The 21863-nt window shown below is 62.3% G+C and carries 14 protein-coding genes and 1 pseudogene; 12 read left to right on the top strand and 3 right to left on the bottom strand.

Annotation, left to right across the window (positions count from 1 at the left end; all coding sequences use genetic code 11):
• Positions 1-25: 25 nt before the first annotated feature.
• Positions 26-190 (bottom strand): annotated as a pseudogene (locus ACLD1Y_RS15920) (DUF6124 family protein); the annotation flags it as partial.
• Between the two features lie 160 nt (positions 191-350).
• On the opposite strand from ACLD1Y_RS15920, the gene ACLD1Y_RS15915 reads away from it, so the two are divergent.
• From ACLD1Y_RS15915 to ACLD1Y_RS15865, 11 genes are all read left to right on the top strand, one after another.
• Positions 351-653: a type II toxin-antitoxin system RelE/ParE family toxin gene (locus ACLD1Y_RS15915; RefSeq protein ID WP_429478830.1), complete on the top strand. Its 303-nt coding sequence runs from the start codon at positions 351-353 to the stop codon at positions 651-653.
• Positions 654-656: 3 nt separating this feature from the next.
• Positions 657-947, top strand: a complete 291-nt coding sequence (locus tag ACLD1Y_RS15910; protein WP_122511288.1) for an addiction module antidote protein — start codon at positions 657-659, stop codon at positions 945-947.
• A gap of 97 nt (positions 948-1044) precedes the next feature.
• Positions 1045-1440: a DUF2946 domain-containing protein gene (locus ACLD1Y_RS15905; RefSeq protein WP_429478829.1), complete on the top strand. Its 396-nt coding sequence runs from the start codon at positions 1045-1047 to the stop codon at positions 1438-1440.
• 46 nt (positions 1441-1486) lie between these two features.
• The gene (locus ACLD1Y_RS15900; protein WP_429478827.1) at positions 1487-1969 is read left to right on the top strand and encodes a copper chaperone PCu(A)C; all 483 of its coding nucleotides are present in this window, start codon (positions 1487-1489) and stop codon (positions 1967-1969) included.
• Between the two features lie 11 nt (positions 1970-1980).
• Positions 1981-2382, top strand: a complete 402-nt coding sequence (locus ACLD1Y_RS15895; RefSeq protein ID WP_429478825.1) for a DUF2946 domain-containing protein — start codon at positions 1981-1983, stop codon at positions 2380-2382.
• A 95-nt stretch (positions 2383-2477) separates the two neighbouring features.
• A complete protein-coding gene (locus ACLD1Y_RS15890) occupies positions 2478-4496 on the top strand; it encodes a TonB-dependent copper receptor (protein ID WP_429478823.1) in 2019 nt (672 codons plus the stop codon).
• A gap of 162 nt (positions 4497-4658) precedes the next feature.
• On the top strand, positions 4659-6041 hold the full coding sequence (locus tag ACLD1Y_RS15885) for a PepSY-associated TM helix domain-containing protein (protein ID WP_429478822.1): 1383 nt from the start codon (positions 4659-4661) through the stop codon (positions 6039-6041).
• A gap of 157 nt (positions 6042-6198) precedes the next feature.
• Positions 6199-8307, top strand: coding sequence for a TonB-dependent receptor (locus ACLD1Y_RS15880; RefSeq protein WP_429478820.1), 2109 nt, complete (start codon positions 6199-6201; stop codon positions 8305-8307).
• Positions 8308-8446: 139 nt separating this feature from the next.
• Positions 8447-9229: an ABC transporter ATP-binding protein gene (locus ACLD1Y_RS15875; RefSeq protein WP_429478819.1), complete on the top strand. Its 783-nt coding sequence runs from the start codon at positions 8447-8449 to the stop codon at positions 9227-9229.
• The gene (locus ACLD1Y_RS15870) at positions 9226-10173 is read left to right on the top strand and encodes an ABC transporter substrate-binding protein (RefSeq protein WP_429478817.1); all 948 of its coding nucleotides are present in this window, start codon (positions 9226-9228) and stop codon (positions 10171-10173) included. Before ACLD1Y_RS15875 ends, ACLD1Y_RS15870 begins: the two co-directional genes overlap by 4 nt.
• Entirely contained in the window at positions 10170-11183 is a 1014-nt protein-coding gene (locus ACLD1Y_RS15865) for a FecCD family ABC transporter permease (RefSeq protein WP_429478816.1), read from the top strand. The genes ACLD1Y_RS15870 and ACLD1Y_RS15865 overlap by 4 nt, the downstream gene beginning before the upstream one ends.
• On the opposite strand, the gene ACLD1Y_RS15860 is transcribed toward ACLD1Y_RS15865, so the two are convergent.
• Positions 11178-15656 carry a hypothetical protein gene (locus tag ACLD1Y_RS15860; protein WP_429478815.1) on the bottom strand — a complete coding sequence of 1493 codons (4479 nt, stop codon included), beginning with the start codon at positions 15654-15656 and terminating at the stop codon, positions 11178-11180. The two genes, ACLD1Y_RS15865 and ACLD1Y_RS15860, sit on opposite strands and share 6 nt — an antisense overlap.
• A gap of 19 nt (positions 15657-15675) precedes the next feature.
• A complete protein-coding gene (locus ACLD1Y_RS15855; protein WP_429478814.1) occupies positions 15676-20226 on the bottom strand; it encodes a DUF4329 domain-containing protein in 4551 nt (1516 codons plus the stop codon).
• Between the two features lie 297 nt (positions 20227-20523).
• On the opposite strand from ACLD1Y_RS15855, the gene urtA reads away from it, so the two are divergent.
• A complete protein-coding gene (urtA, locus tag ACLD1Y_RS15850) occupies positions 20524-21789 on the top strand; it encodes an urea ABC transporter substrate-binding protein (protein ID WP_429478813.1) in 1266 nt (421 codons plus the stop codon).
• Positions 21790-21863 lie beyond the last annotated feature (74 nt).

Here is a 21863-nt window from a genome sequence, read left to right as displayed (position 1 = left end):
CCGCTCCCACAGTTGGACTGTATTGTCAGGCTGCCGTTATCGCCGATCCGAAACCCTCGTGCACACGATCGGCGAGCAACTGCGCCAACTCAATCAATTGCGCAACGCCCAGCAATTGCTCTCGTTTCGAACCTTCCAGACCAAACGCCAGATCGCAGCTCAATGCGTTGGCCGAGGCGAGGGTTTCGAATCCCCCTACAAACCTTTCCGAACTAGCTGGCTAGCTCAGCCAAAAGCCCCCGCCCTAACCTCCCCGCTCGCGGTTTTGAGTCAACCAGCCGCAGTGGGGATGCCTGCTTTTACAGCGCATCGTATCTTGCCAAGATGTATCCCAAGGAATACGATTCGAGATGATTGAATTCGATGAATCCGTTGAGTTTGTCAAATGGCTGGACGCCGTTCGAGATCCATTCGCAAAAGTGCGTGTTATCAAAAGAATACGCATGGCAGAGGCAGGTAACTTCGGTGACTGCGAACCCGTAGGTAACGGCGTGTCCGAAATGCGGATCCACTATGGTCCGGGGTATCGCGTTTACTTCACTCGTCGACACGCGGTGGTTTACCTCCTGCTGATCGGTGGTGACAAATCAACACAAGATCGGGACATCAAGCTTGCAAAACAACTGGCATTAAATCTTGGAAATGAGGACTGACTCATGAGCGAATCCTTTACCCGCTTCGACGCGGCAAAATACTTGAAAACCCCACTGGAAATGGCCGCGTATCTAGAGACCTGTTTCGAAGACGATGCAGGTGACGGACTGTTGATTCGCACCGCCTTGAACGACATCGCCCGCGCCCAAGGCATGACCCAAGTAGCCCGCGACGCTGGCCTCGGACGAGAAAGCCTGTACAAAGCCCTCTCCACCACTGGCAACCCCGAGTTCGCGACTATCATGAAAGTCATGAAAGCGCTGGGCCTCAAACTTCACGCCACGGCGGTCTGATACGACTGCGACACCAAACCACAGCCCCCCTTTTTACTTATCCCCTACGATCAGGCTAAATACCCGCCTGATCGTTTAACCCTACGGATTGTCCGCCATGGCCCGTCAACGCTTTGCAATCGTCTGGATCGCCTGCTTCGCAGTGCTGTTCAATACCTTTGCCATGCCGCTGGCCGGTGCAATGCAGCAGTCGGATGACCCGGTCAAGCAACTGATGTGGGGCGGTTTCTGCTCCTCCAATGGCGCCAGCCTCAAGACCATCGCCCTGGGCAAGCTGGAGATTCCGGCGCCGCAACAGGATGATCATTCGGCCATGCAGCATTGCTGGTGCTGCTCGGGTTCGGCGCCTTTAGTTGCGCTGCCGGGGCATGTGCCGCAGCTGTACGTCACTCAATTCAACACGTCGCAGAGCATGCCGGCGCCCCAGCTGCAAAACCCGACCCCGCGCCAGCAATGGCCGAGCCTCAACCCACGCGCCTCTCCAACGGTCTGATTTATTCGCAAGTGAACTGCGTTTAAACCCGTTTTGGAGAACTGCCATGCTCAAATCTTCCCTGCTTCTGGCCGCGTTGTTGCTGCCGGTGTTCAGTGCTGCCAATGCCGATGACTACAAGGCCGGCGACCTGCTGGTCAGCGATCCCTGGTCCCAGGAGTTGCCACCGAATGCGCCGACCGTCGCGGCATACTTCGTCATTCACAACACCGGCGTTACCCCAGACCGCCTGCTCAGCGTCGACACGCCTGTGGCCGAGAAGGCCGAGCTGCATGAGCACGTGATGCAGGGCGACCTGATGAAGATGCAGCAAGTGCCCAGCGTCGCCGTTCCGGCCAAGGGCGACCTGACGTTTGCGCCCATGGCCTATCACGTCATGCTGGTGGGCCTCAAAGACCGCAGCCTGCTGGCCGATGGCAAGCAGTTCCCGCTGACCCTCACCTTCGAAAAGGCCGGCAAGGTCGAGGTGCAAGTGTCGGTGCAAAAGGTGCCGCCCATGGCCAGCCACGCGCACAAGCACCCGCAATAGGCTGACACTCGATGGGCGCCCCTCGCGCCAGGCTCTCTCCCCACTCGCGCTTAAGACGCGGCAGTTGGGTCAGCCTGTTCGCCATGCTGATGATCTTTATCGGTCCGCTGATTTCCCAAGCGATGCCGATGGATCATCACGCCGGTATGTCGATGAGCATGTCCATGGACATGCCGATGGACCACGGCGAATCCCATCACCCCAAAGCGCCTGACGAACACCACGCCCTCTGGTCCAAGTGCGGCTACTGCGACCTGCTCTACAGTTGCCCCGCCCTGCCCGGTGGCGTTTCAACGTTCACCCTCAACGCCCCTCCCCCCGCCAACGCCCTTACCCCCGCCACACGCCTGGGCCATGCCCGGCAGAGCATCTTCCCCGGCGCCCGCAGCCGCGCGCCGCCCATCGCCTCGTAAGCACTTCACATAGCGCTACTTCACACCGGCCGACTTTAGACAGACAGCCGCAGGCTGCTGGCCGTGTTGTTTACGATTGATTGATGGAATTTGTCATGTCCAGGTTTTCTGCTGACACCCGCTTTGCCGTTCTATGCGGCGCACTGCTGATCCCATTGGCCCATGCCGATGAGCACGACGAACATGAACTGAGCCCCACGGTGATCACTGCGATTGCCCCCAGCTCACCGCTGACCGTGATCACCAACCCCAAAGACCCGCGCCAACCGGTGCCCGCCAGCGATGGCGGCGACTACCTCAAGACCATCCCCGGCTTTGCCCTGGTGCGCAACGGCGGCACCAATGGCGACCCGGTGCTGCGCGGCATGTTTGGCTCGCGCCTGAATATCCTCACCAACGGCAGCATGATGCTCGGCGCCTGCCCCGGCCGCATGGACGCGCCCACCTCATACATTTCCCCGGAAACCTACGACAAGCTCACCGTGATCAAAGGCCCGCAAACTGTACTCTGGGGCCCGGGCGCTTCTGCCGGCACCATCCTGTTCGACCGAGAACCGGAGCACTTCGGTGAACTGGGTACACGCCTCAATGCCAGTGTGCTGGCCGGCTCCAACGGGCGCTTCGACAAGGTCATCGATGCCGCGGCCGGAGGTCCGCTGGGCTATGTGCGGGTGATCGGCAACCAAGCCCATGCCGACGACTACAAAGGCGGCAACAACGACACCGTCGCCTCGCGCTACGACAAGTGGAACGGCGACGTAGCCGTCGGTTTCACCCCCGACGCCGACACCCTGCTGGAACTCACCGCTGGCCGTGGCGATGGTGAAGCGCGCTACGCCGGGCGCGGCATGGATGGCTCGCAGTTCCTGCGCGAAAGCCTGGGCCTGCGCTTTGAAAAGTCCAACATCGGCGAGGTGTTGGACAAGGTCGAAGCCCAGGTCTACTACAACTACGCCGACCATGTGATGGACAACTACAGCCTGCGCACGCCGTCGGGCACCGGGATGATGGCCGGGCCCATGGCCTCCAACGTCGACCGCCGCACCCTCGGCGCACGGGTCAAGGCCACCTGGCGCTGGGAGGATGTGCAACTGATCGGCGGCCTGGATGCCCAGACCAACGAACACCGCCAGCGCAGCAGCATGGGCATCGACACCTACAAGGCATTGCCGCGCACCAAGGACGCCAACTTCCATAACTACGGCGTGTTCGGCGAACTCACCTGGTACGCCGCCGAGCGTGATCGGCTGATCACCGGCGCCCGACTCGACCGCGCTTCTGCCAAGGACTTCCGGCAAACCAGCGCCACTGTCGACAAGACCCGCGCCGATACGTTGCCTTCAGGCTTTGTGCGCTATGAGCATGACATCGACAACACCACTCTCTACGCCGGTCTCGGCCACTCCGAACGTTTCCCCGACTACTGGGAGCTGTTCTCGCCGAACACCGGCGCAGTCGGTTCGGTGAACGCGTTCGACGGCGTGAAGCCGGAGAAGACCACCCAACTCGACTTCGGCGCGCAGTACAAAGCTGACGACCTCGAAGCCTGGGCCTCGGCCTACATCGGCCGCGTGCAGGACTTCATCCTGTTCGACTACAAGCCCGGCATGATGGGCACCACCTCCCAGGCCCGTAACGTCGACGCCCGCATTATGGGCGGTGAATTGGGTGCGGCGTACAAGCTGACGCGCAACTGGAAAACCGACGCCACCCTCGCCTACGCCTGGGGCAAGAACAGCAGCGACGGCAAAGCACTGCCGCAGATGCCGCCGCTGGACGCCCGCCTGGGCCTCACCTACAGCGAAGACGACTGGAGCGCCGGCGCCTTGTGGCGGGTGGTCGCGGCGCAAAACCGTATCGACCAGAACAAGGGCAACGTGGTCGGCAAGGACTTCGACAAGAGCGGCGGCTTTGGCGTGTTCTCGCTGAATGCGGCGTACCGCATCAACAAAAACTTCAAGGTCAGCACCGGTGTGGACAACCTTTTTGGCAAGGCCTACGCCGAGCACTTGAACCTGGCCGGCAACGCCGGGTTCGGTTACCCGGCCAACGACCCGCAGGCCATCAAGGAACCTGGCCGCACCCTGTGGACTAAAATCGATATGAGCTTTTAACGCATTGTAGGAGCGAGTTTGTTGTGGCGAGGGAGCTTGCTCCCAGGTTTTAGGGGCTGCTGCGCAGCCCAGCGGGAGCAAGCTCCCTCGCCACAACAGCCGGCTCCTACAGGTTTGGCGTTCACGAATAAATAAATCACAAGCCTTGCGGAGAAAAGCCTGATGAACACGCAAAAAATATCCTTCTACAACCTGGCCTGGCGTTGGCACTTCTATGCCGGTCTTTTTGTTGCCCCCTTCATGGTGCTGCTGGCCCTGACCGGCATCATCTACCTGTTCAAACCCCAGCTCGACCCGCTGATGTACGGCAACCTGCTCACCGTTCCGGCAGCGGAACGCACCCTGAGCGCCGACGAGCTATTGCAACGCACCAAAGCCGCTTACCCCCAAGGTGCGATCAGCAAATACCTGCCACCGGCCACCGCCACCAGCAGCGCGCAATTCGTGATGCATAACAACGGCAGCGAAGTGACGGTATTCGTCGATCCCTATCGCGGCACCGTCCTCGGCGAACAGGACGCCAAATACAACCTGCAAGCCATCGCCCGTGCGCTGCACGGTGAGCTGATGATCGGCACCGTGGGCGACCGTCTGATCGAACTCGCCGCTGGTTGGGGGGTGATGCTGGTGGTGTCGGGCGTATACCTGTGGTGGCCGCGCGGCAAATCGTCGGCGGGTGTTTTGTGGCCGCGCTTCAATACCCGTGGGCGGGTGTTTTGGCGCGATCTGCACGCGGTCACTGGTTTCTGGGGCGCCGCGCTGTTGCTGGTGATGCTGCTCAGCGGCATGACCTGGACCGGCTTCTGGGGCAAGCAATACGCTGAACTGTGGAATAAATTCCCGGCGGCAATGTGGACCGACGTGCCGCAGTCCGACCAACAGGCGCGCACGCTCAACACCGCAGCGCAACAGACCGTGCCGTGGGCCATGGAAAACACGCCGATGCCGATGTCCGGCGACCACGCCGAACACATGAACCACGGCGCCATGCACGCAGGCCCGGCCGCACCCACCGTGAGCCTGCAACAGGTGGTGGACCTGGCCACCGCACGCAAGGTCGAGCCCGGCTACAGCATCACCTTTCCCACCACCGCCACCGGCGTATTCACCGTCGCCGTCTTCGCCGATGACCCGCGCAACGACGCCACCCTGCATGTGGACCAGTACACCGGCAAAGTCCTGGCCGATGTGCGCTGGGAACATTACAACCTGGTGGCGCGGGCCACCGAGACGGGCGTGATGCTGCATGAGGGCAAGATGTTCGGCTGGGTCAACCAACTGATCGTGTTGCTGATCTGCCTGATGATTTTGCTCAGCGCCGTCAGTGGCGTGGTGATCTGGTGGAAGCGTCGGCCCCAAGGCGGTCTCGGTGTTCCGCCACTACGCCATGACCTGCCAAAGTGGAAAACCGCGATGGTGATCATGCTCGCGCTGGCGATTATTTTCCCGCTGGTGGGGGCGTCGCTGATCGCGGTGTGGGCCTTGGATCGCCTGATCCTGTCGCGTTTTTTCCGCCAACATGAATCCGCCTCAGGTTCGCTATGAACCCTGTGAGATGCCCGATACAGAGCACTTCTGTAGCCTTGCGCGACTGTTGTCGCGCAGGGAATAAGTGTTAACTTATAACACTTTCTGCGTTATCGTTACCTCGTTGCCCGCCACGCCCCGCGGCGGGCAACCCTCCAAGAAGACCGATCGCCCCATGAACAAATACCTCGTGTCCGGGCTGTGCCTGCTCGCCTTGCATACCAGTGCCCACGCCCTGACGCTGCCCGCCAGCTCCGTCCATGCAGCCCCCGTGGATGACGAACGCGTCGACCCCAAGACCCCGACCACCGCCGGTTCGCGCCTGAACCTCACGGCCCTGCAAACCCCCGCCAGTGTCGAAATCCAAACCGGCACGCAGATCCGCGAACGCGGTGATGCCAGCGTGCAGGACGCGATCTCCCGCGCCACCGGCATCAGCCGCACCGGCACACCGGGCGACGGCGGCACCTCGTTGTCGGCCCGTGGCTTTACCGGCCAGGGTTCGGTGATGCAGCTCTACGACGGCAACCGCATGTACATGGGCATGGGCACCTCGACCTTCCCCGTGGACACCTGGTCGGTGGAGCGCGTGGACGTGCTGCGCGGCCCGGCTTCGGTGCTGTACGGCGAAGGCGCCACCGGTGCGGTGATCAATACCGTGCCGAAAAAGCCGTTTGAAGGCGAGATCGAAAACCATATCCGCCTAGGCTACGGCTCTTATGACCGCCAACAGCAGGCTCTGGACAGCGGCGGCTCGCTGACCGACACCCTGAGCTATCGCCTGAACCTCAACCGCCTGCGCAGCAACGGTTTCATCGACCGTGGCGACTCCAGCAGCGACTTTGTCAGCGGCGCGCTGCGCTGGCAGGCGGCCGACAACCTGAGCTTCACGTTGGCCAGCGATTACGGCGACCAGCGCCCGCAAAACTACTTCGGCACGCCGCTGATCAACGGCCAGTTGCACAAAGGCCTGCGCGAGAAAAACTACAACGTCAGCGACGACATCCAGCATTACAACGACCAGTGGACGCGCTTGACCGGCGAGTGGCAAATCAGCGACAACCTCAGCGCCACCAACGAGCTGTTCTACCTGAAAAACCAGCGCCGCTGGCAGAACGCCGAGAACTACAATTTCACCGACGGCCAGCTCACCCGCAGTGGCAACTACGGTATCAAGCACAACCAGGAACAGGTCGGCGATCGCCAGACCTTCACCTTCCAGCACACCTTGTTCGGCCTCGACAGCCAGACCGTCACCGGCGTGGAATACAACCGCATCCGCTTCCGCCTGGCCAGCAACTCGCCGTTTACCGACAGCTTTGCCGATGGCCAACCCATCGACATCAACCACCCGGCACCGGGGCAGTTTGCAAGCAGCAGCGCGTTCCAGCCGCTGTTCGCGACCACCACCAAAACCGTCGCAGGCTTTGCCGAAAACCGCCTGCAGCTCACCGACCAACTGTCGTTGATCACCGGCATCCGTCGCGACTACGCCCATGTTGACCGCGATGACTTGCGCAGCGGGGCTCAGTCCGACAAAACCCTCACCGGCAATAATTGGAAGGCCGGCCTGGTGTATGCGATCACCCCAGATACTTCGGTCTACGGCCAGTATTCCACCAGCACCGATGGCGTCGGCGGCCTGATTTCCCTGAGCCCGAGCCAGCAACAGTTCGACCTGTCCACTGCCAAGCAGACCGAGATCGGCATCAAGCAAGCCTTCTGGAACCAGCGTGGCGAATGGACGTTGGCGGCGTATCACATCGTCAAAACGAAGCTGCTCACCGACATCCCGGGTGACCCGGACCACCAGCAACAAGTCGGCCAGCAATCCTCCCGAGGGCTGGAGGCCAGCCTCGACCTGCAACTGCCCGATGCCTGGCAGCTGCAAGCCAACGCAGCGATCGTTCACGCACAATACGACGACTTCAACCAGGACGTTGACGGCACGCAAGTCTCCCGCGACGGCAACCGCCCGGTGGATGTGCCACGCCGCACCGCCAACCTGTGGCTGAGCAAGGCCGTGACCGACGACATCCGCGCCGGGGCCGGTGTGCGGTATGTAGATGCGCGGTATGCCGATATGGCCAACCAGAATGAGCTGCCGAGCTATACCGTGGTGGATGCCACGGTGTCGTGGAAGGCCATGCGAAACACCACGCTGGGGCTGCAATTGAACAACCTGTTTGATCGCACCTATGCGGTCAGCCAATACAATGACGGGCAACAGTGGATCCTGGGCGAGCCGCGCTCCTTCTTCGTCACGGCGGACTACACCTTTTAATCGAACAAAATACAAAACCATGTGGGAGCGGGCTTGCTCGCGAATGCGGTCGATCAGTGACTACTGCATTGGCTGACACACCGCATTCGCGAGCAAGCCCGCTCCCACATTTTGATCTGCGCTGAGCCAGAGAATGTTGATGACTTCACTCACCCTCACCGGCGTCAACTGGTCCCCAACCAGCCACTGCCACCACCAGTTCCACCTGCGTGACGCCAGCCTGCAGGTCGGTGCGGGGGAATTCGTCGGCCTGATCGGCCCCAACGGCAGCGGCAAGACCAGCCTGCTGCGATGCGCCTATCGCTTCACCCAACCGGTGCGCGGTGACGTGTTGGTCGACCACCAGAACGTGTGGAACCAAAGCGCCAAATGGTGCGCCCAACGCATCGCCGTGGTGTTGCAGGAGTTCCCCGACGCCTTCGGCCTGCGGGTGGATGAAGTGGTCGCCATGGGCCGCACGCCCCACAAAGGCCTGTTCGATGGCGACACCCTGCACGACCGGCAGTTGGTCCAGCACGCCTTGCAATCGGTCGGCATGCAGGGCTTCGAAGACCACGCCTTCGCCACCCTTTCAGGCGGTGAAAAACAACGCGTGATCCTCGCCCGCGCCCTGGCCCAGCAACCCCAATTGCTGATCCTCGACGAGCCCACCAACCACCTCGACCCGCGCTATCAGTTGGAGCTGCTCAGGCTGGTCAAGGGCCTGGGCATCGGTACTTTGGCCAGCATCCATGACCTCAACCTGGCCGCCGCGTTCTGTGATCGCCTGTACGTGATCAACCACGGGCGCATCGTCGCCAGCGGCACGCCCCATGAAGTGCTGACGGCCCAGTTGCTGCGCGATGTGTTTGGTGTCGACGCGCTGATCGACACTCACCCCTTGTCCGGCTACCCCCGCATTACCTGGATAACCCAACCATGACCCTGCGTTCCCTGTTGGCTATAGCGTTTCTGTGCGGTGCCTCTCAAGCGTACGCCCAAGCCACTCATTACCCACTGACCATCAAGAGCTGCAACCGCAACGTGACCTTCCAAGAGGCGCCAAAGCACGCAGTCAGCCACGACATCAACATGACCCAGATGATGCTCGCCCTCGGCCTCAAGCCGCGCATGGCCGGCTACAGCGGCATAACGGGTTGGAAGTCAGTCACACCGCAAACGGCCGAGACCCTCGACGGCCTGCCTGAGCTGGCGAGCAAGTACCCGTCGGTGGAAACCCTGCTCAACGCCAACGTGGATTTCTTCTTCGCCGGCTGGGATTACGGCATGCGCGTCGGCGGCGACCTTACGCCAGCGAGCCTGCAACCCCTGGGCATCAACGTGTATGAACTGACCGAGTCCTGCGCCTTCGTGATGAAGCGCCCGGCCGCAACGCTTGAAGACACCTATAACGACCTGCGCAACCTGGGCAGGATCTTCGACGTGCAAGACCGCGCCAACACTTTGATCGCCCAGATGCAGGCGCAAATCGCCGAGGTGCAAAAAGACCTGCCCGCCGATAAACCACGGGTGTTCCTCTACGACAGCGGCGAAGACCGCGCCATGACCTCCGGCCGCCTGGGCATGCCCCAGGCGCTGATCACCGCGGCCGGTGGGCGCAACATCCTCGACGACGTAGACGCCAGCTGGACCCGCGTCAACTGGGAAACCGTGGTGGAACGCAACCCGCAAGTCATCGTGATCGTTGATTACAGCGAAATAACCGCCGAGCAGAAGCAGGCCTTCCTGCTGAACAACCCCGCGCTGCAAGCTGTAGACGCGATCAAGAACCAGCGCTTCATCGTGATCCCTTACGTGCAAGCCACACCGGGCATCGACAATGTGCTGGCCGTCGAAACCCTGGCCAAGGGGTTCCACGGCGAATGATCACCCGTCGCTATGCCTTGTTGCTCGCGGCCCTCGTGTCGGTGTTGCTGGTTTCCTGCGTCATCTCGCTGGGCTTCGGCCCAGCACGGGTGCCGGTGGACGTGGTGTGGCGGATCATGCTGTACAAGTCCTTGGGCATCGGCGAGATAAATTGGCCGGCTGGGCAGGAACATATCGTCTGGCTGATTCGCGTCCCGCGCATGTTGCTCGGCGCATTGGTCGGCGCGGGGTTGGCCTTGATCGGCGCGGTGTTACAAGCCGTCACGCGCAACCCGCTGGCCGACCCGCACCTGCTGGGCGTAACGTCCGGCGCCACCTTGGGCGCGGTGATCGTGGTGCTGCATGTGGGTGAAATCGTCGGTCTGCTGACCTTGCCCATCGCTGCGTTCATCGGCGCGTTGGCGAGCATGCTGGTGGTGCTGGCGGTGGCCAGCCGCAACGGGCGCCTGGAGAGTGATCGCCTGCTGCTGTGCGGCGTGGCGGTGTCGTTTGTGATGATGGCGGCGGCCAATCTGTTGCTGTTCATGGGCGATCATCGCGCGGCGTCGGCGGTGATGTTCTGGATGCTCGGCGGCTTGGGCCTGGCGCGCTGGGAACTGCTGGCAGTTCCTGCCGCCACGGTGTTACTGGGGCTATTGATATTGTTGGGCATGGCCCGCCCATTGAACGCCTTGATGGCCGGCGAGCAAACCGCCGTAACCCTCGGCCTCAATGCACGCGCCGTGCGCTTGAAGGTGTTTGTGGTGGCCTCGCTGATAACCGGTGTGCTGGTGTCCATCAGCGGCTCCATTGGTTTTGTCGGGCTGATGATCCCGCACATCGCCCGGCGCCTGGTGGGCGCCGAGCATCGCCGGTTGCTACCGGTGTGTGCGCTGCTGGGCAGCCTGTTCCTGGTCTGGGTCGATGTGGCCGCACGCACCCTGATCGCCCCCGAAGACCTGCCCATCGGCGTGGCCACGGCGGCGATTGGCGGGCTGTTTTTTATCGGACTGATGCGCAGGCGGTCATAGCTCATCCTTGGGCGGATAGGCCGGCTGCACCTGCCAGACTGGCTGTTCCTCCCCAGTCCAATCCACAGTCAGCACACCGCGGCGTGTCCAGTAGTTGTCCTGATCCAACACCTGGAGCACACCGTCGCTAGCCAGGCGCGACAGCCACTGCGTGGGGCGGAACGGCGGCGAGCCAAAGATCCCCGTGCTGAACAGTTGCGCTTCACGCTCGGTAAACCGGGGCACGTACTTGAGCAGGCCATTCTGGCGCGTCGACAGGTAACAGAACGCCCCGCGCACACCGCTGACCCTGAGCAAGTCGCGATAGAACCCCAGCGTGGCCTGCGCGACAAAATGCTCGCCCAGGCGCTGGTCGGCGGCGCTGGCATCCGAGTCGACAGCCATACGCTGAAACAGCAGATGCACTGCCACCAACTTGAAGCCAGACGGATACGCTGGCGCCGGTGGCGAGGGGTTGAGCAGGCTACCCTCAAGCTGAAACAGGCGCTCGGGCAACGGCGATTCGATACCGGTGTCACGCACCGGTTCGAGGGCCACGAACGAGGTGGACGTTGCGTTCACCAACACCAGGCCGAGGAACGGCGCGTCACGCCCGCGCCCGAGCCGCCGCAGGGCATGGCGGGCTGCGTCGTCGGGGTGGGAAAACAGCGGGCCCAACGCCAGCGCCGGGTCCAGGCGCGGTGCCGCGTGCCGGGGTTGCCAGTCGGCACCGACCCGCCCCTTGGCGCCCCACACGTCACTGCTGTGCACGACCGTCATATCAAGGGTCGTTGCGACGTGGTGCACGTAGGCCAACGCCTGCACCGGCACACTCTCGAACGCCGGCCACGCAGCGCCCGCGTGCGGCGCCAAGCGCAGCCATGCACCGTCGGTACACCCGACAAACACCGGCAAGTAGCCGTTGCGCTTGCCGCCTTTGAAGCCCGTCGCGCGCGTCAGGTCCGAGGGCGCGACAAAGTAACGATACACGGGGTCATCCACCCACTGCTCAGGCTGTGCAGGCGGGCATAGATACAGCCCCAACAGCTCGACACCGACCGGCGGCATGCCATCGACCAGCAACCGTTCCAGGTTCAGGTCTGCGCTGCCCGCCGGTTGAGGAACGCTGGCCAGGTAGAGCTCCAGGTTGCGCACCTTGAACACTGCGCCATAGGTCAGTTGCCGGCGCGCGCCGCTTTGTCGGTGCACGTACTGCAGGGCATCGGTCAACTGCACAAACACTGGGCTGAGGGCGCCGTCCACCGTTAACGGCGTGAGCGGCGTTGGGGCCTGCCACTGAGTCACCCGCGTCGGGCGTCCCCACTGCGCGCTGCCCTTGATCACCCGCAACACCAGTGCCCGCGCCACTCGGTTGACGTACTCGCGGGGCGCCAGCGTACCGGTGCGCAACGCCTGCTCCAGCGCGTTGTGTTTGGGATGGGTCGTGCCGCGCACCGCCAATTTGGCGGCGAGCGCATGCTCAAGGGCGCCACCCCCGGTGGCAACACTGAGCAACGCGCCATCCGCGCAAAACAGGTATTCCAGCCCCGTGGTAAACCGCAACGCTGTCGGCGACTCGTCAAGCATGGCGCCCAGGAAATCCGTACTGAACATGTTCTGGTACAGCGCCCGCTCGCCCTCGCTCAAGGCAAACGGCAGCTCACCCGCCAGTCGTGTGTGATAACGCGCCACCGCCGTACTGCCGCCCAGAAACTGCGACTGCACCACCAGCTCATCCCGGCGAATCCAGCCCGGCGCGAAGTTCTCCACATACACGGCCACCGGCTCAGTCGCCACATACAGACCATCGGTGCGGCGCAGGATCAGCCCGCCGTAAACCTGATCGCGCCGATTGCCCAGACGCAGCTGGGCGTGACGCGCAGCATCGTCCGCCGAGATAAAACAGGGGCCCAACGCATGCCGGTTGACCTGCGCTGCGGCGATCCAGTCCTTGCCGACACGGCCGGGCACGTCCCAACAGGTACTGGCGGCCAACACGCGAAGTTCACCGGCCTGGGCCACCTGGCGCACGTACGCCTGGCCCGTCAGTGTTTGCCCGAGCTTGGCCGGCAACGCCTGCGGATCGAGGGCGCCGCGTTCATCCAGGAACAACGCAAACGGATCAAAGCCGGCCTTCAACACCAGCAAGGCGCCGTCGAGTAGCGACAGGTAAACCTCCAGGGCCTGGGCAAAACTGGCGCGGCGCGCGGCCTGTTGGTTATAGAGCGCGGCGTATAAATCCTGCGCCCCGATAAAGTGCCGCCCCACCCAGGCGGCTTGCCCACGCAGCCCTTTGGGCAGGCCATGGGCACTGTAGTAAACCGCGTGGACACTGAAGTGTTCGGTCAATACCGGCGCGCCAAACTCACTGGCAAATTGCAGGCGGTCAAGCAGCGCTCCCGCCACGGTTTGGGTGGCGACGAACTCATCGCCCACCCGGCTCTTGAGCACCAACCCAAGGCCCTGGGGCGCCAGGCAATAGCTGCGGCGCCAGCGCTGGCAAGCATCCACCACCGCTTCACGGGCCGTGGCAAACACCGGCCCCAGTTGCGGCTGCGCCGGTACGTGGTCTGCGTCCTGGTCATACGGCGGCGACCAGTCGCTTTGCACCTTGGCAGGAGGGCCCCACACTCGATTGCCGAGCACCACCCGCAGCACCCCGGCCAGCACCATTGCCCGCACGATATCGCTGGGCACCAGCGTCTGGTCCTGCAACTGGCGCTGCAACTGGCTACCGCCGCGCTGTGGCGCGCTCAAGTCATACAGCTCGCGGCTCAGGTCTGCAGCGTAAGGCTCGAAGGCGAGCAGGCTGTCGGCAGAGCCAGACAAATAGGCCACCGCCAGCTTGGGCGCGAGGCTGAGAACTTGATGAATATCGACATCGGTAAACATCTGCGCCGCCACCTGGGCTTCATCACCCTGCGCCATCGCTACACGGGCGCGGGAGCTGTACACCCCATACAGGCTGAACCCGGCCGGCATCACCACTGGCAAGCCGGCACGGTCCACCGGGCCGACCTGACGCATATCAAAGCGCGCACCGGGGTTGATCTGGGGCTCGGTGGCAACAAACCGTTGCTGCGCATTCTTGAGAATCAAGCCGATGTACTCGTGCTCCCGGCGGCTACCGATCTGCCCGTGGGCATACCGCGCCGCATCATCGGCCAGCACAAACACAGGGCTCAGACTCGCCTGCGGATGGCGCGAATACGGCTGCCACGTTGTATCGACACGCCCGGGTACATCCCATAGCGCACTGGTCTTGACCACGGACAAGTCGCCGGCAGCCGCCACTTGCTGGATATACGTGCGCACCGGCAACCGGCCCTCATCCAACGCGGCTTGCTGGCCGTTGTCGATACCTGACTGCGAGTCTTTCGGCGGGTTATAGAACCGCGATTCGGCCACCGAACCGGAAAACCCATAGCGCAACTGCGCGCCATCAACGGTGCTCACGTACAAGGCCAGGTCAGTTACCTTCAACGCTCGGTGAAGGTTTATCCCATGGGCCAGCACCATGGGCGCAATAAAGCGCTCATACAGCCATGGTTGCGTAACCTGCGCCGGCGCCGGGGTATCGATGGCAAGCCAGTACATGCCCGCGAACTGATAACCGGGCGGCATAAAGAATGCGCCATCGGAGCCTGCGCGAAAGACCAGGCCCGGCGCAAAGACCGGCTCATCCACCACCACCGGCTCGGTCACGACAAACCTGGCCAGGTGCTGGTGCTTGAGCAAAAAGCCCATCTGCCGGACCTTGGGCTTGAGCAACAGGCGCTGCCCGGCGAAGTCCATGGCCGCCTGGGCTGCGCCATATACCTGGCTGATATAGGGGTCGACATTGGCCGGTTGCGGGTCGGGCGCATAGGCCTTCCAGCGTCGCGATAAGGGGCCGCGCCAGCCCGCCCAGGCCGGCGAGCTGATCACCACCGCTAACTCGCCTTTTTCCATCAGGTCGTGAATGTAGCGCTCTACCGGTTCGTGCTCGGCTGGCAGCGCATAGTCTTGGGGGGCAGGTGCCGGCCCCCCGCGCATAGAGACGCCGGTATCAGCCCAGAACCGGACCAGAGAGCCCTGGGGGCCAACGGCATAGAACGTAGATACCTGTAGGTTCAAGGCCGCCGTCGCCCTGGATGCCGGAAAACTCTGAGTCAGGGCAATACGTTGCGCCGACCAACTGGGTCGCAGACGCTGGATCTGGGCCTGGCGATCAATGTCGCAAAAGTAGTAGGCATGGTACCGATACCCCACGGGCATTAATCGATCACCATCAGTCTCCATGACAAACGGCCCTTCAAACAAAAAGTCCTCCAGCACGCCTTCAAGGGGCATCGTCGCTCGAAAGTGACCGCCAGGATCAATAAGGATGTAGCCGCCCATGGCACGGCCCTGGCGTTGGTCAATCTGAGCCATCGCGTAGCGGGCAGCATCGTCCGGGGTAAGAAAGGACGGGCTCAGGTGCCTCACCAGTTCATATGCAGCATGTGTAGACATTGCGAAATCCCTCGCGTGATTACAGTTCATCCCTGATGGGCCGTTGGGTGGAGGTGCCGGGCAAGTTCAGTTCGGCGTTGAGCCGGGTGCGCACAGTCCAGAAGTCGCCACTGCCGATCACACGCAACTCGCCGATGCGCGCCAACTCCGAGAGCACATGGGAGGGGTCGGGTGCGAACGAGGTATAGCCGCCCTCGGCGCTCCATTTGCCGGTGGTCGCCAGCAGGTTGTACTCGTCCTTGTTGAACTGCGGGATGTAGCTGAGCAACGCGCCGTCGCGGGCCGTCAGGTAAAACGCGCTGATGGCGAAACCACTTTTTTTCAAGTCGTGAACGTAATAAGCCAGCTCACGCCAAGAGACAAAGTTTTGCCGATAGGACAACTCAACGCCCAACTGGGGCTGATCAAGCCCGGCGTGAAACACCAGGTGCGCGGCGCTGACACGAAACCCGGCAGGCCACTGCGCGGGGAACAGGCTGGTTGCGATCGTCGATGGGAAACCATCATCCGGCACCGCCAGGACCGGCACATGGCTTTCACGGCCCTTGGTTCGCTCCAGCAATGCGCTGATCGCCTGCTGGCCGCTAAAGCGCCCGGCACGCTGGTGCACAAACTGCGCCGCATCGTCCCGATGGGCATGCACCGGCCCCAATGCAAAAGGGCTTTCCCCAGCGGGCAGTACGCCCTGTGAGCGTCCGGGCTGCCACTGTGCGTCCACCACGCCCACCTGCGGCCAGTGGGTGCTGGGCACCACGATGCGCAACTCCCCGGCCGCCGCCATGCGCCGGATATAGTCGCGCGGGCTCAGTTGCCGCTCGCGCAGGCTGATCAGGTCGCTCTGCTGGAAAATGATCCCGTTGCGTACCGTGAACTTCAGCAAGGCCCCATCGGCACACGACAGATAGAGAGGCAAAGCGGCGCGCTTGGGGGTGACAGCCACCTGATAAAACGCCGTCATGAAGGTGATGGGTGAGATCAGCCCGTGGAAAATCTCATCGCCAGCCTGCCATGGGCTGCCTGGATGGAAGTCATCCACCATTGGCCCACACACATAAATCCCGGCCAGCTCATGGCCGTGGGGGTAGCCCGCTTCGGAAAAGACCCGCCGATGGGCCAGGTTCGAGCCAGCATCGGTGACCGGCAGCGTGGTCACAAAATGCCCGTTGCCCTTGGCCTGCATCACATAGCCAAATTGCAACTCACCCCGCATGCCGGCCCGCTCGTGGGCATAACGCACCGCATCGTCGGCACGGATATGCACCGGGCTGCACGCCGGGTCGTGCTCGGCCTGCACATACCGGGTGTCGACACGGGCCGGGGAGGTAAAGGCACTCCAGGCCACCACCCGCCCCTGTTCCCCCCACATGGCACTGCCCACGACCACCTGCAATTCGAAGGTGGCGGCCACACGGTTGACGTATTCACTGGGAGTCAACTCACCGTTGCGGACCAGGCGCTCCAACCGGCCGCGCAGCCAATCGCAGCGACTGCGGGGACGGGGTATCAGGTCCAGCGGCGAGACCTGCGGGTACTTCAGTTCGGGGCGGGGCCGCAAGCGAATCAACGCACCGTCCGGCGCCAGCAGGTAGTGATAACGCCGCGCTTGTTCCACCGACAACGACTGGGCCAGCAGGCGTGTGGAAAACATATTGCCGTACACCGTCGATTCCGCCGGCGAAAGCACAAACGGCCACTGCCGGGCGGGCCGTGAATGATAGGCCCCGACCACGGCCACGCGTGACGGGTACAGGCCACGGCTGACCACCTCATCGGGGAACACCCATTTGATATCGAACACTTCATCCGGCACCCGCAGCGGTTCGGTCGCGACGAACCAGCCGTCATCGCGGCGCAGGATCACGCCGCCATAGGTGTATTCCAAACCAGTGGGCACACGCCCACGTACATAGCGTGCGGCGTCGTCCATTGTGAGAAACGCCGGGCTCAGGCGACGGCGCAGCAGGTGTTCGTAAGCATTCCACAGCCCTGGCACCGCGCCGACGCGATCCCAGCAATGGCTACTTTGGACCACACGTAGGCTGCCCGACGAAGCCACCCGGCGCACCACCTGAATCGGCGCCAGGGTGCCGACCTCCAACTTGGCTTGCAGCGCGCTGGCCGAGTCCGCTTCGCTGAGGGACTCGAACATCGCACGGGTAGAAGGCGACTGGTAACACAGCAGCGCGCCTTCCGGCGGCGCGATATACACCGGTGCACCGCGTGGCGGCAACCAGGCATTGGCCCGCGCCTGGGTGATGGCTTCGCTCAAGTCGGCGGGGGTAATAAAAAACCGTTGCAGCCAATCGGTGGAACCGTTGCCCGCCCACTGGCGGGTGTAATACAGGCTGTGGCATGCAAAACCTTCTGGCAGGCCCGCGCCATATAGGCTGGTAAGCGACAGCAACGGTGACTTGGCGGTGACCGGAATCAGCTCACTGGCCACGTACTCGTCGCGCGCTTCATGCTTGAGAATGAACGCGAAGTAACGGCTGACAGCGCGTTCGCCCTGGTCATCCGGATCGCGCAGGAGCAAGTCATTGGCGGCCGCATCGGCACTGTCAAAAACCGGCCCATGACCAACCGATTCGGGCCGCTGGTACGCCAGGGTCCGCACCCATGGCCCCCAATCCAGCTCGACATACCCGGCCGGCCCCCACAGGGCATTGCCCATCACCACCCGCAGCGTGCCAATCTCGGCCAGGGTGCGGACCACATCGGCAGGGGCTTTGGTGCCGTCCTCCAGGCTCTTGGCAATCGCACTGTTGCCGCCACCTACCGGCGCCTGCCATTGCTCGCGCCACGCCGGCAGCGTGGTGGCCGGTGCCAAGGCAATCAAACTGTCTTCGGCCCCCGACAGGTAGCCAACGCCGCCAGCAGCCAACAGGTCGGCCACGTCATGGTCGTGAAACATCTGGCCGTAGAGCTCGGCCGCCTGGCGGGTCCATTTGTAGCGCAGGGTGTGCGCAGGGTCGGTGAGCGACAACGCCCGGCGCGAGCCATAACGCCCATGCAAACGATGCCCTGGGGCGAGAATGATCGGTTTTTTCTGACGGTCCAGTGGGTACAGCTCGTTGAACGCAAACGGCCTCGGGCCGGTAGGCACAGGCTCGCTGATCACAAAGCGCCCGTCGCGCCGTTGCAGGATCAGGCCGCTCAGCGGCTGCTCGCGGCGCTGGCCAATCTGGCGGTGGGCATAACGGGCGGCGTCGTCGGCCGACAAAAACGCCGCGCTCAAGGTCGGCAACCCAAACCTCGCATAGGGCAGCCAGTCGTCACCCACTACGCCGCTGCGATCCCACAGTGCGCTGGTTTTTTCCACGCTCAGTTCGCCGGCAGCGGCCACTTGCCGGACGAAATCGCGGGTCAGCAACGAGCCATTGTGCAGCGAGGCCTGGATACCGTTATCGCTGACGGTGCCGTCGGCCGCCTGGGTAAACAACTGAGATTCCAGCGCCGAGCCTGAAAAGCGGTAGCGCAGGATAGCTTCGTCGCGCATGCGGATGTACAGAAAAACCCGCGTCTTAAGCCCATAGCGGCGCCACTGTGCAATATGCTGCGCCAACCCTATTGGGCTTACGAAATTACTGAACAGCCAGTCCTCAAAAGCCGGAGACTGCCCCGGCAGTGGCCGCGCATGAAAATAGATACCGTACAGATGAAATCCGGCAGGAAGCTGCGGCAGCGCGTCGCCTTCGGGCCAGCCAGCGGGCCCGGCAAACTCCGGCTCCGAAGCGATGTAATGTTCGTGGGTCGCGTGCTTGAGAATAAGCACGCGCTGCCTGGCAGTGGGCTTGCGCTGAATGCGTGTCCACGCCCGAGACAGTGCCTGAGCCTTGTCAGCAAATACTGGCCCGCAGGCCAAGGTTAATGGCAGTGCGTGAAAGGGTTTCATCGGCTCCCAGTTTTCAGGCACGTCCCCCACCGCCCCTCCCCATACAGGGCTCGACTGAAGAAACCGCAAGTGCCCCACCGAGGCGAGTTTTTTGAACGCGCCCTTGACGGTGCCATCGTGGGCATGGGGCGATTCCCATGGGCCTTTTGTGTGAAGCCACAGTGCATATTGATATTCGGCATTCGAATAACTGAGTTGATAACGCAGCAACGTCCCGTCGGGGCCCGACAGGTAGGCCATGGGCGTACTGACGCTCATGCCATGATTGGCGGCAACGTCAGTTTCCGAAAAAAAACTGGTGAAGGCTTTGACTTGTGCAGACGGCCAGCGCGGGTTGCGCCGCTGTATTTCGGCAGTATGGTCAGGGTGTGAATGCAGGCTCGCCGCAATCTTGTAGCCCTCTGGCTGCACGAAGTGATTGTCAGGGCCACGTTCCAGCAACTGATCAAAACTGAACGACACGCTTTGGCCGGGAACGGGTTCGGTAGCGACATACAAGTCATCGGACAGCCGGCGCAGAATAATGCTGCCGTACTCCACATCACTGCGACTGCCGATACGCTCGTGAAGATAACGGGCAGCATCGTCAGGGCTGGCGAAAGCCGGAGTGATCGCACCGAGCTTTGCATGCCCCTTGAGGCGGGCTTCGCGTTTTTCGCGGTCTCGCAGTTCATCCATGAGTGCACCTCATAACATAGAATTGAAACAACAGGCCCACCTCACAGGACAGGCACTAAAGGTTTCTCATCTTGAGAGCGCGGCCCCCCGTCAGTGCGCTACATAATGTTCACCTGGCACCACAACAGCCCATCGGCGTGCACGCGCGCCCTCGTCGAGCGCCACAATGGTGCACCGCCTGACCAGCAGTGCCTGGGCCCACCCCTTGCCTGCACGGCTTTGGCGACTTAGGCACAGCCCTTGCTATCTCCTACCTCCATCAGCCATCCAAGAAAAATCGGTCACGGAGATTGCACCATGAAGCGTCGCAGCTTGATCAAGGCTTTCACTCTTTCGGCATCCATTGCCGCCATGGGCATGACCTGGACGATCCAGGCCGCCGAGACCATCAAGGTCGGCATCCTGCACTCGCTGTCGGGCACCATGGCCATCTCCGAAACGTCCCTTAAAGACATGGCGTTGATGACCATCGACGAGATCAACGCCAAGGGCGGCGTGAACGGCAAGATGCTTGAACCGGTGGTGGTGGACCCGGCGTCCAACTGGCCGCTGTTCGCCGAAAAAGGCCGGCAGTTGCTGACCCAGGACAAAGTGGCCGTGGTATTTGGTTGCTGGACGTCGGTGTCGCGCAAATCGGTGTTGCCGGTGTTCGAAGAACTCAACGGCCTGCTGTTCTACCCCGTGCAATACGAAGGCGAAGAGATGTCGCCGAACGTGTTCTATACCGGTGCGGCGCCGAACCAGCAGGCCATCCCTGCGGTGGAATACCTGATGAGCGAAGAAGGCGGCGCGGCCAAGCGCTTCTTCCTGCTGGGCACCGACTACGTGTACCCGCGCACCACCAACAAGATTCTGCGCTCGTTCCTGCATTCCAAAGGCGTGGCGGATAAAGATATCGAAGAGGTCTACACCCCGTTCGGCCATGCCGATTACCAGACCATCGTGGCCAACATCAAAAAGTTCTCGGCCGGTGGCAAGACTGCGGTGATCTCCACCGTGAACGGCGATTCGAACGTGCCGTTCTACAAAGAGCTGGCCAACCAGGGCTTGAAAGCCACCGACGTACCGGTGGTGGCGTTCTCGGTGGGCGAAGAAGAACTGCGCGGCATCGACACCAAGCCGCTGGTGGGCAACCTCGCCGCCTGGAACTACTTCCAGTCGGTGGAAAACCCGGTGAACAAGAAATTCGTGGCGGACTGGAAAGCCTACGCCAAGAAACACAACCTGCCGGGCGCCGACAAAGCCGTGACCAACGACCCGATGGAAGCCACCTACGTGGGCATCCACATGTGGGCCCAGGCGGCGGAAAAAGCCAAGTCCACCGATGTCGACAAAGTGCGTGAAGCCCTGGCCGGGCAGACGTTTGCAGCACCGTCGGGCTTTACCCTGACCATGGACAAGACCAACCACCACTTGCACAAGCCGGTGATGATCGGTGAGATCCAGGCGGATGGGCAGTTCTCCGTTGTGTGGCAAACCAATGAGCCGATCCGTGCACAGCCGTGGAGCCCGTACATTCCGGGCAATGACAAGAAGCCGGACTATGCGGTGAAGAGCAACTAAAGCCCGACTCGGTCTAAAAAATGTGGGAGCGGGCTTGCTCGCGAATGCAGTGGATCAGTAACAGAGACATTGAC

Origin of the sequence: Pseudomonas sp. 18175 (genome assembly GCF_050432925.1) — a bacterium.
In the GTDB taxonomy this organism is placed as follows: domain Bacteria; phylum Pseudomonadota; class Gammaproteobacteria; order Pseudomonadales; family Pseudomonadaceae; genus Aquipseudomonas.
This window is presented reverse-complemented; position numbering and strand designations above follow the sequence as displayed.

Coding starts and splice junctions, on each gene's coding strand:
- ACLD1Y_RS15885 (WP_429478822.1), top strand. CDS start 4,659: ATGAACACGCAAAAAATATCCTTCTACAACCTGGCCTGGCGTTGGCAC.
- ACLD1Y_RS15900 (WP_429478827.1), top strand. CDS start 1,487: ATGCTCAAATCTTCCCTGCTTCTGGCCGCGTTGTTGCTGCCGGTGTTC.
- ACLD1Y_RS15880 (WP_429478820.1), top strand. CDS start 6,199: ATGAACAAATACCTCGTGTCCGGGCTGTGCCTGCTCGCCTTGCATACC.
- ACLD1Y_RS15910 (WP_122511288.1), top strand. CDS start 657: ATGAGCGAATCCTTTACCCGCTTCGACGCGGCAAAATACTTGAAAACC.
- ACLD1Y_RS15875 (WP_429478819.1), top strand. CDS start 8,447: ATGACTTCACTCACCCTCACCGGCGTCAACTGGTCCCCAACCAGCCAC.
- ACLD1Y_RS15855 (WP_429478814.1), bottom strand. CDS start 20,226: ATGGATGAACTGCGAGACCGCGAAAAACGCGAAGCCCGCCTCAAGGGG.
- ACLD1Y_RS15895 (WP_429478825.1), top strand. CDS start 1,981: ATGGGCGCCCCTCGCGCCAGGCTCTCTCCCCACTCGCGCTTAAGACGC.
- urtA (WP_429478813.1), top strand. CDS start 20,524: ATGAAGCGTCGCAGCTTGATCAAGGCTTTCACTCTTTCGGCATCCATT.
- ACLD1Y_RS15905 (WP_429478829.1), top strand. CDS start 1,045: ATGGCCCGTCAACGCTTTGCAATCGTCTGGATCGCCTGCTTCGCAGTG.
- ACLD1Y_RS15915 (WP_429478830.1), top strand. CDS start 351: ATGATTGAATTCGATGAATCCGTTGAGTTTGTCAAATGGCTGGACGCC.
- ACLD1Y_RS15865 (WP_429478816.1), top strand. CDS start 10,170: ATGATCACCCGTCGCTATGCCTTGTTGCTCGCGGCCCTCGTGTCGGTG.
- ACLD1Y_RS15860 (WP_429478815.1), bottom strand. CDS start 15,656: ATGTCTACACATGCTGCATATGAACTGGTGAGGCACCTGAGCCCGTCC.
- ACLD1Y_RS15890 (WP_429478823.1), top strand. CDS start 2,478: ATGTCCAGGTTTTCTGCTGACACCCGCTTTGCCGTTCTATGCGGCGCA.
- ACLD1Y_RS15870 (WP_429478817.1), top strand. CDS start 9,226: ATGACCCTGCGTTCCCTGTTGGCTATAGCGTTTCTGTGCGGTGCCTCT.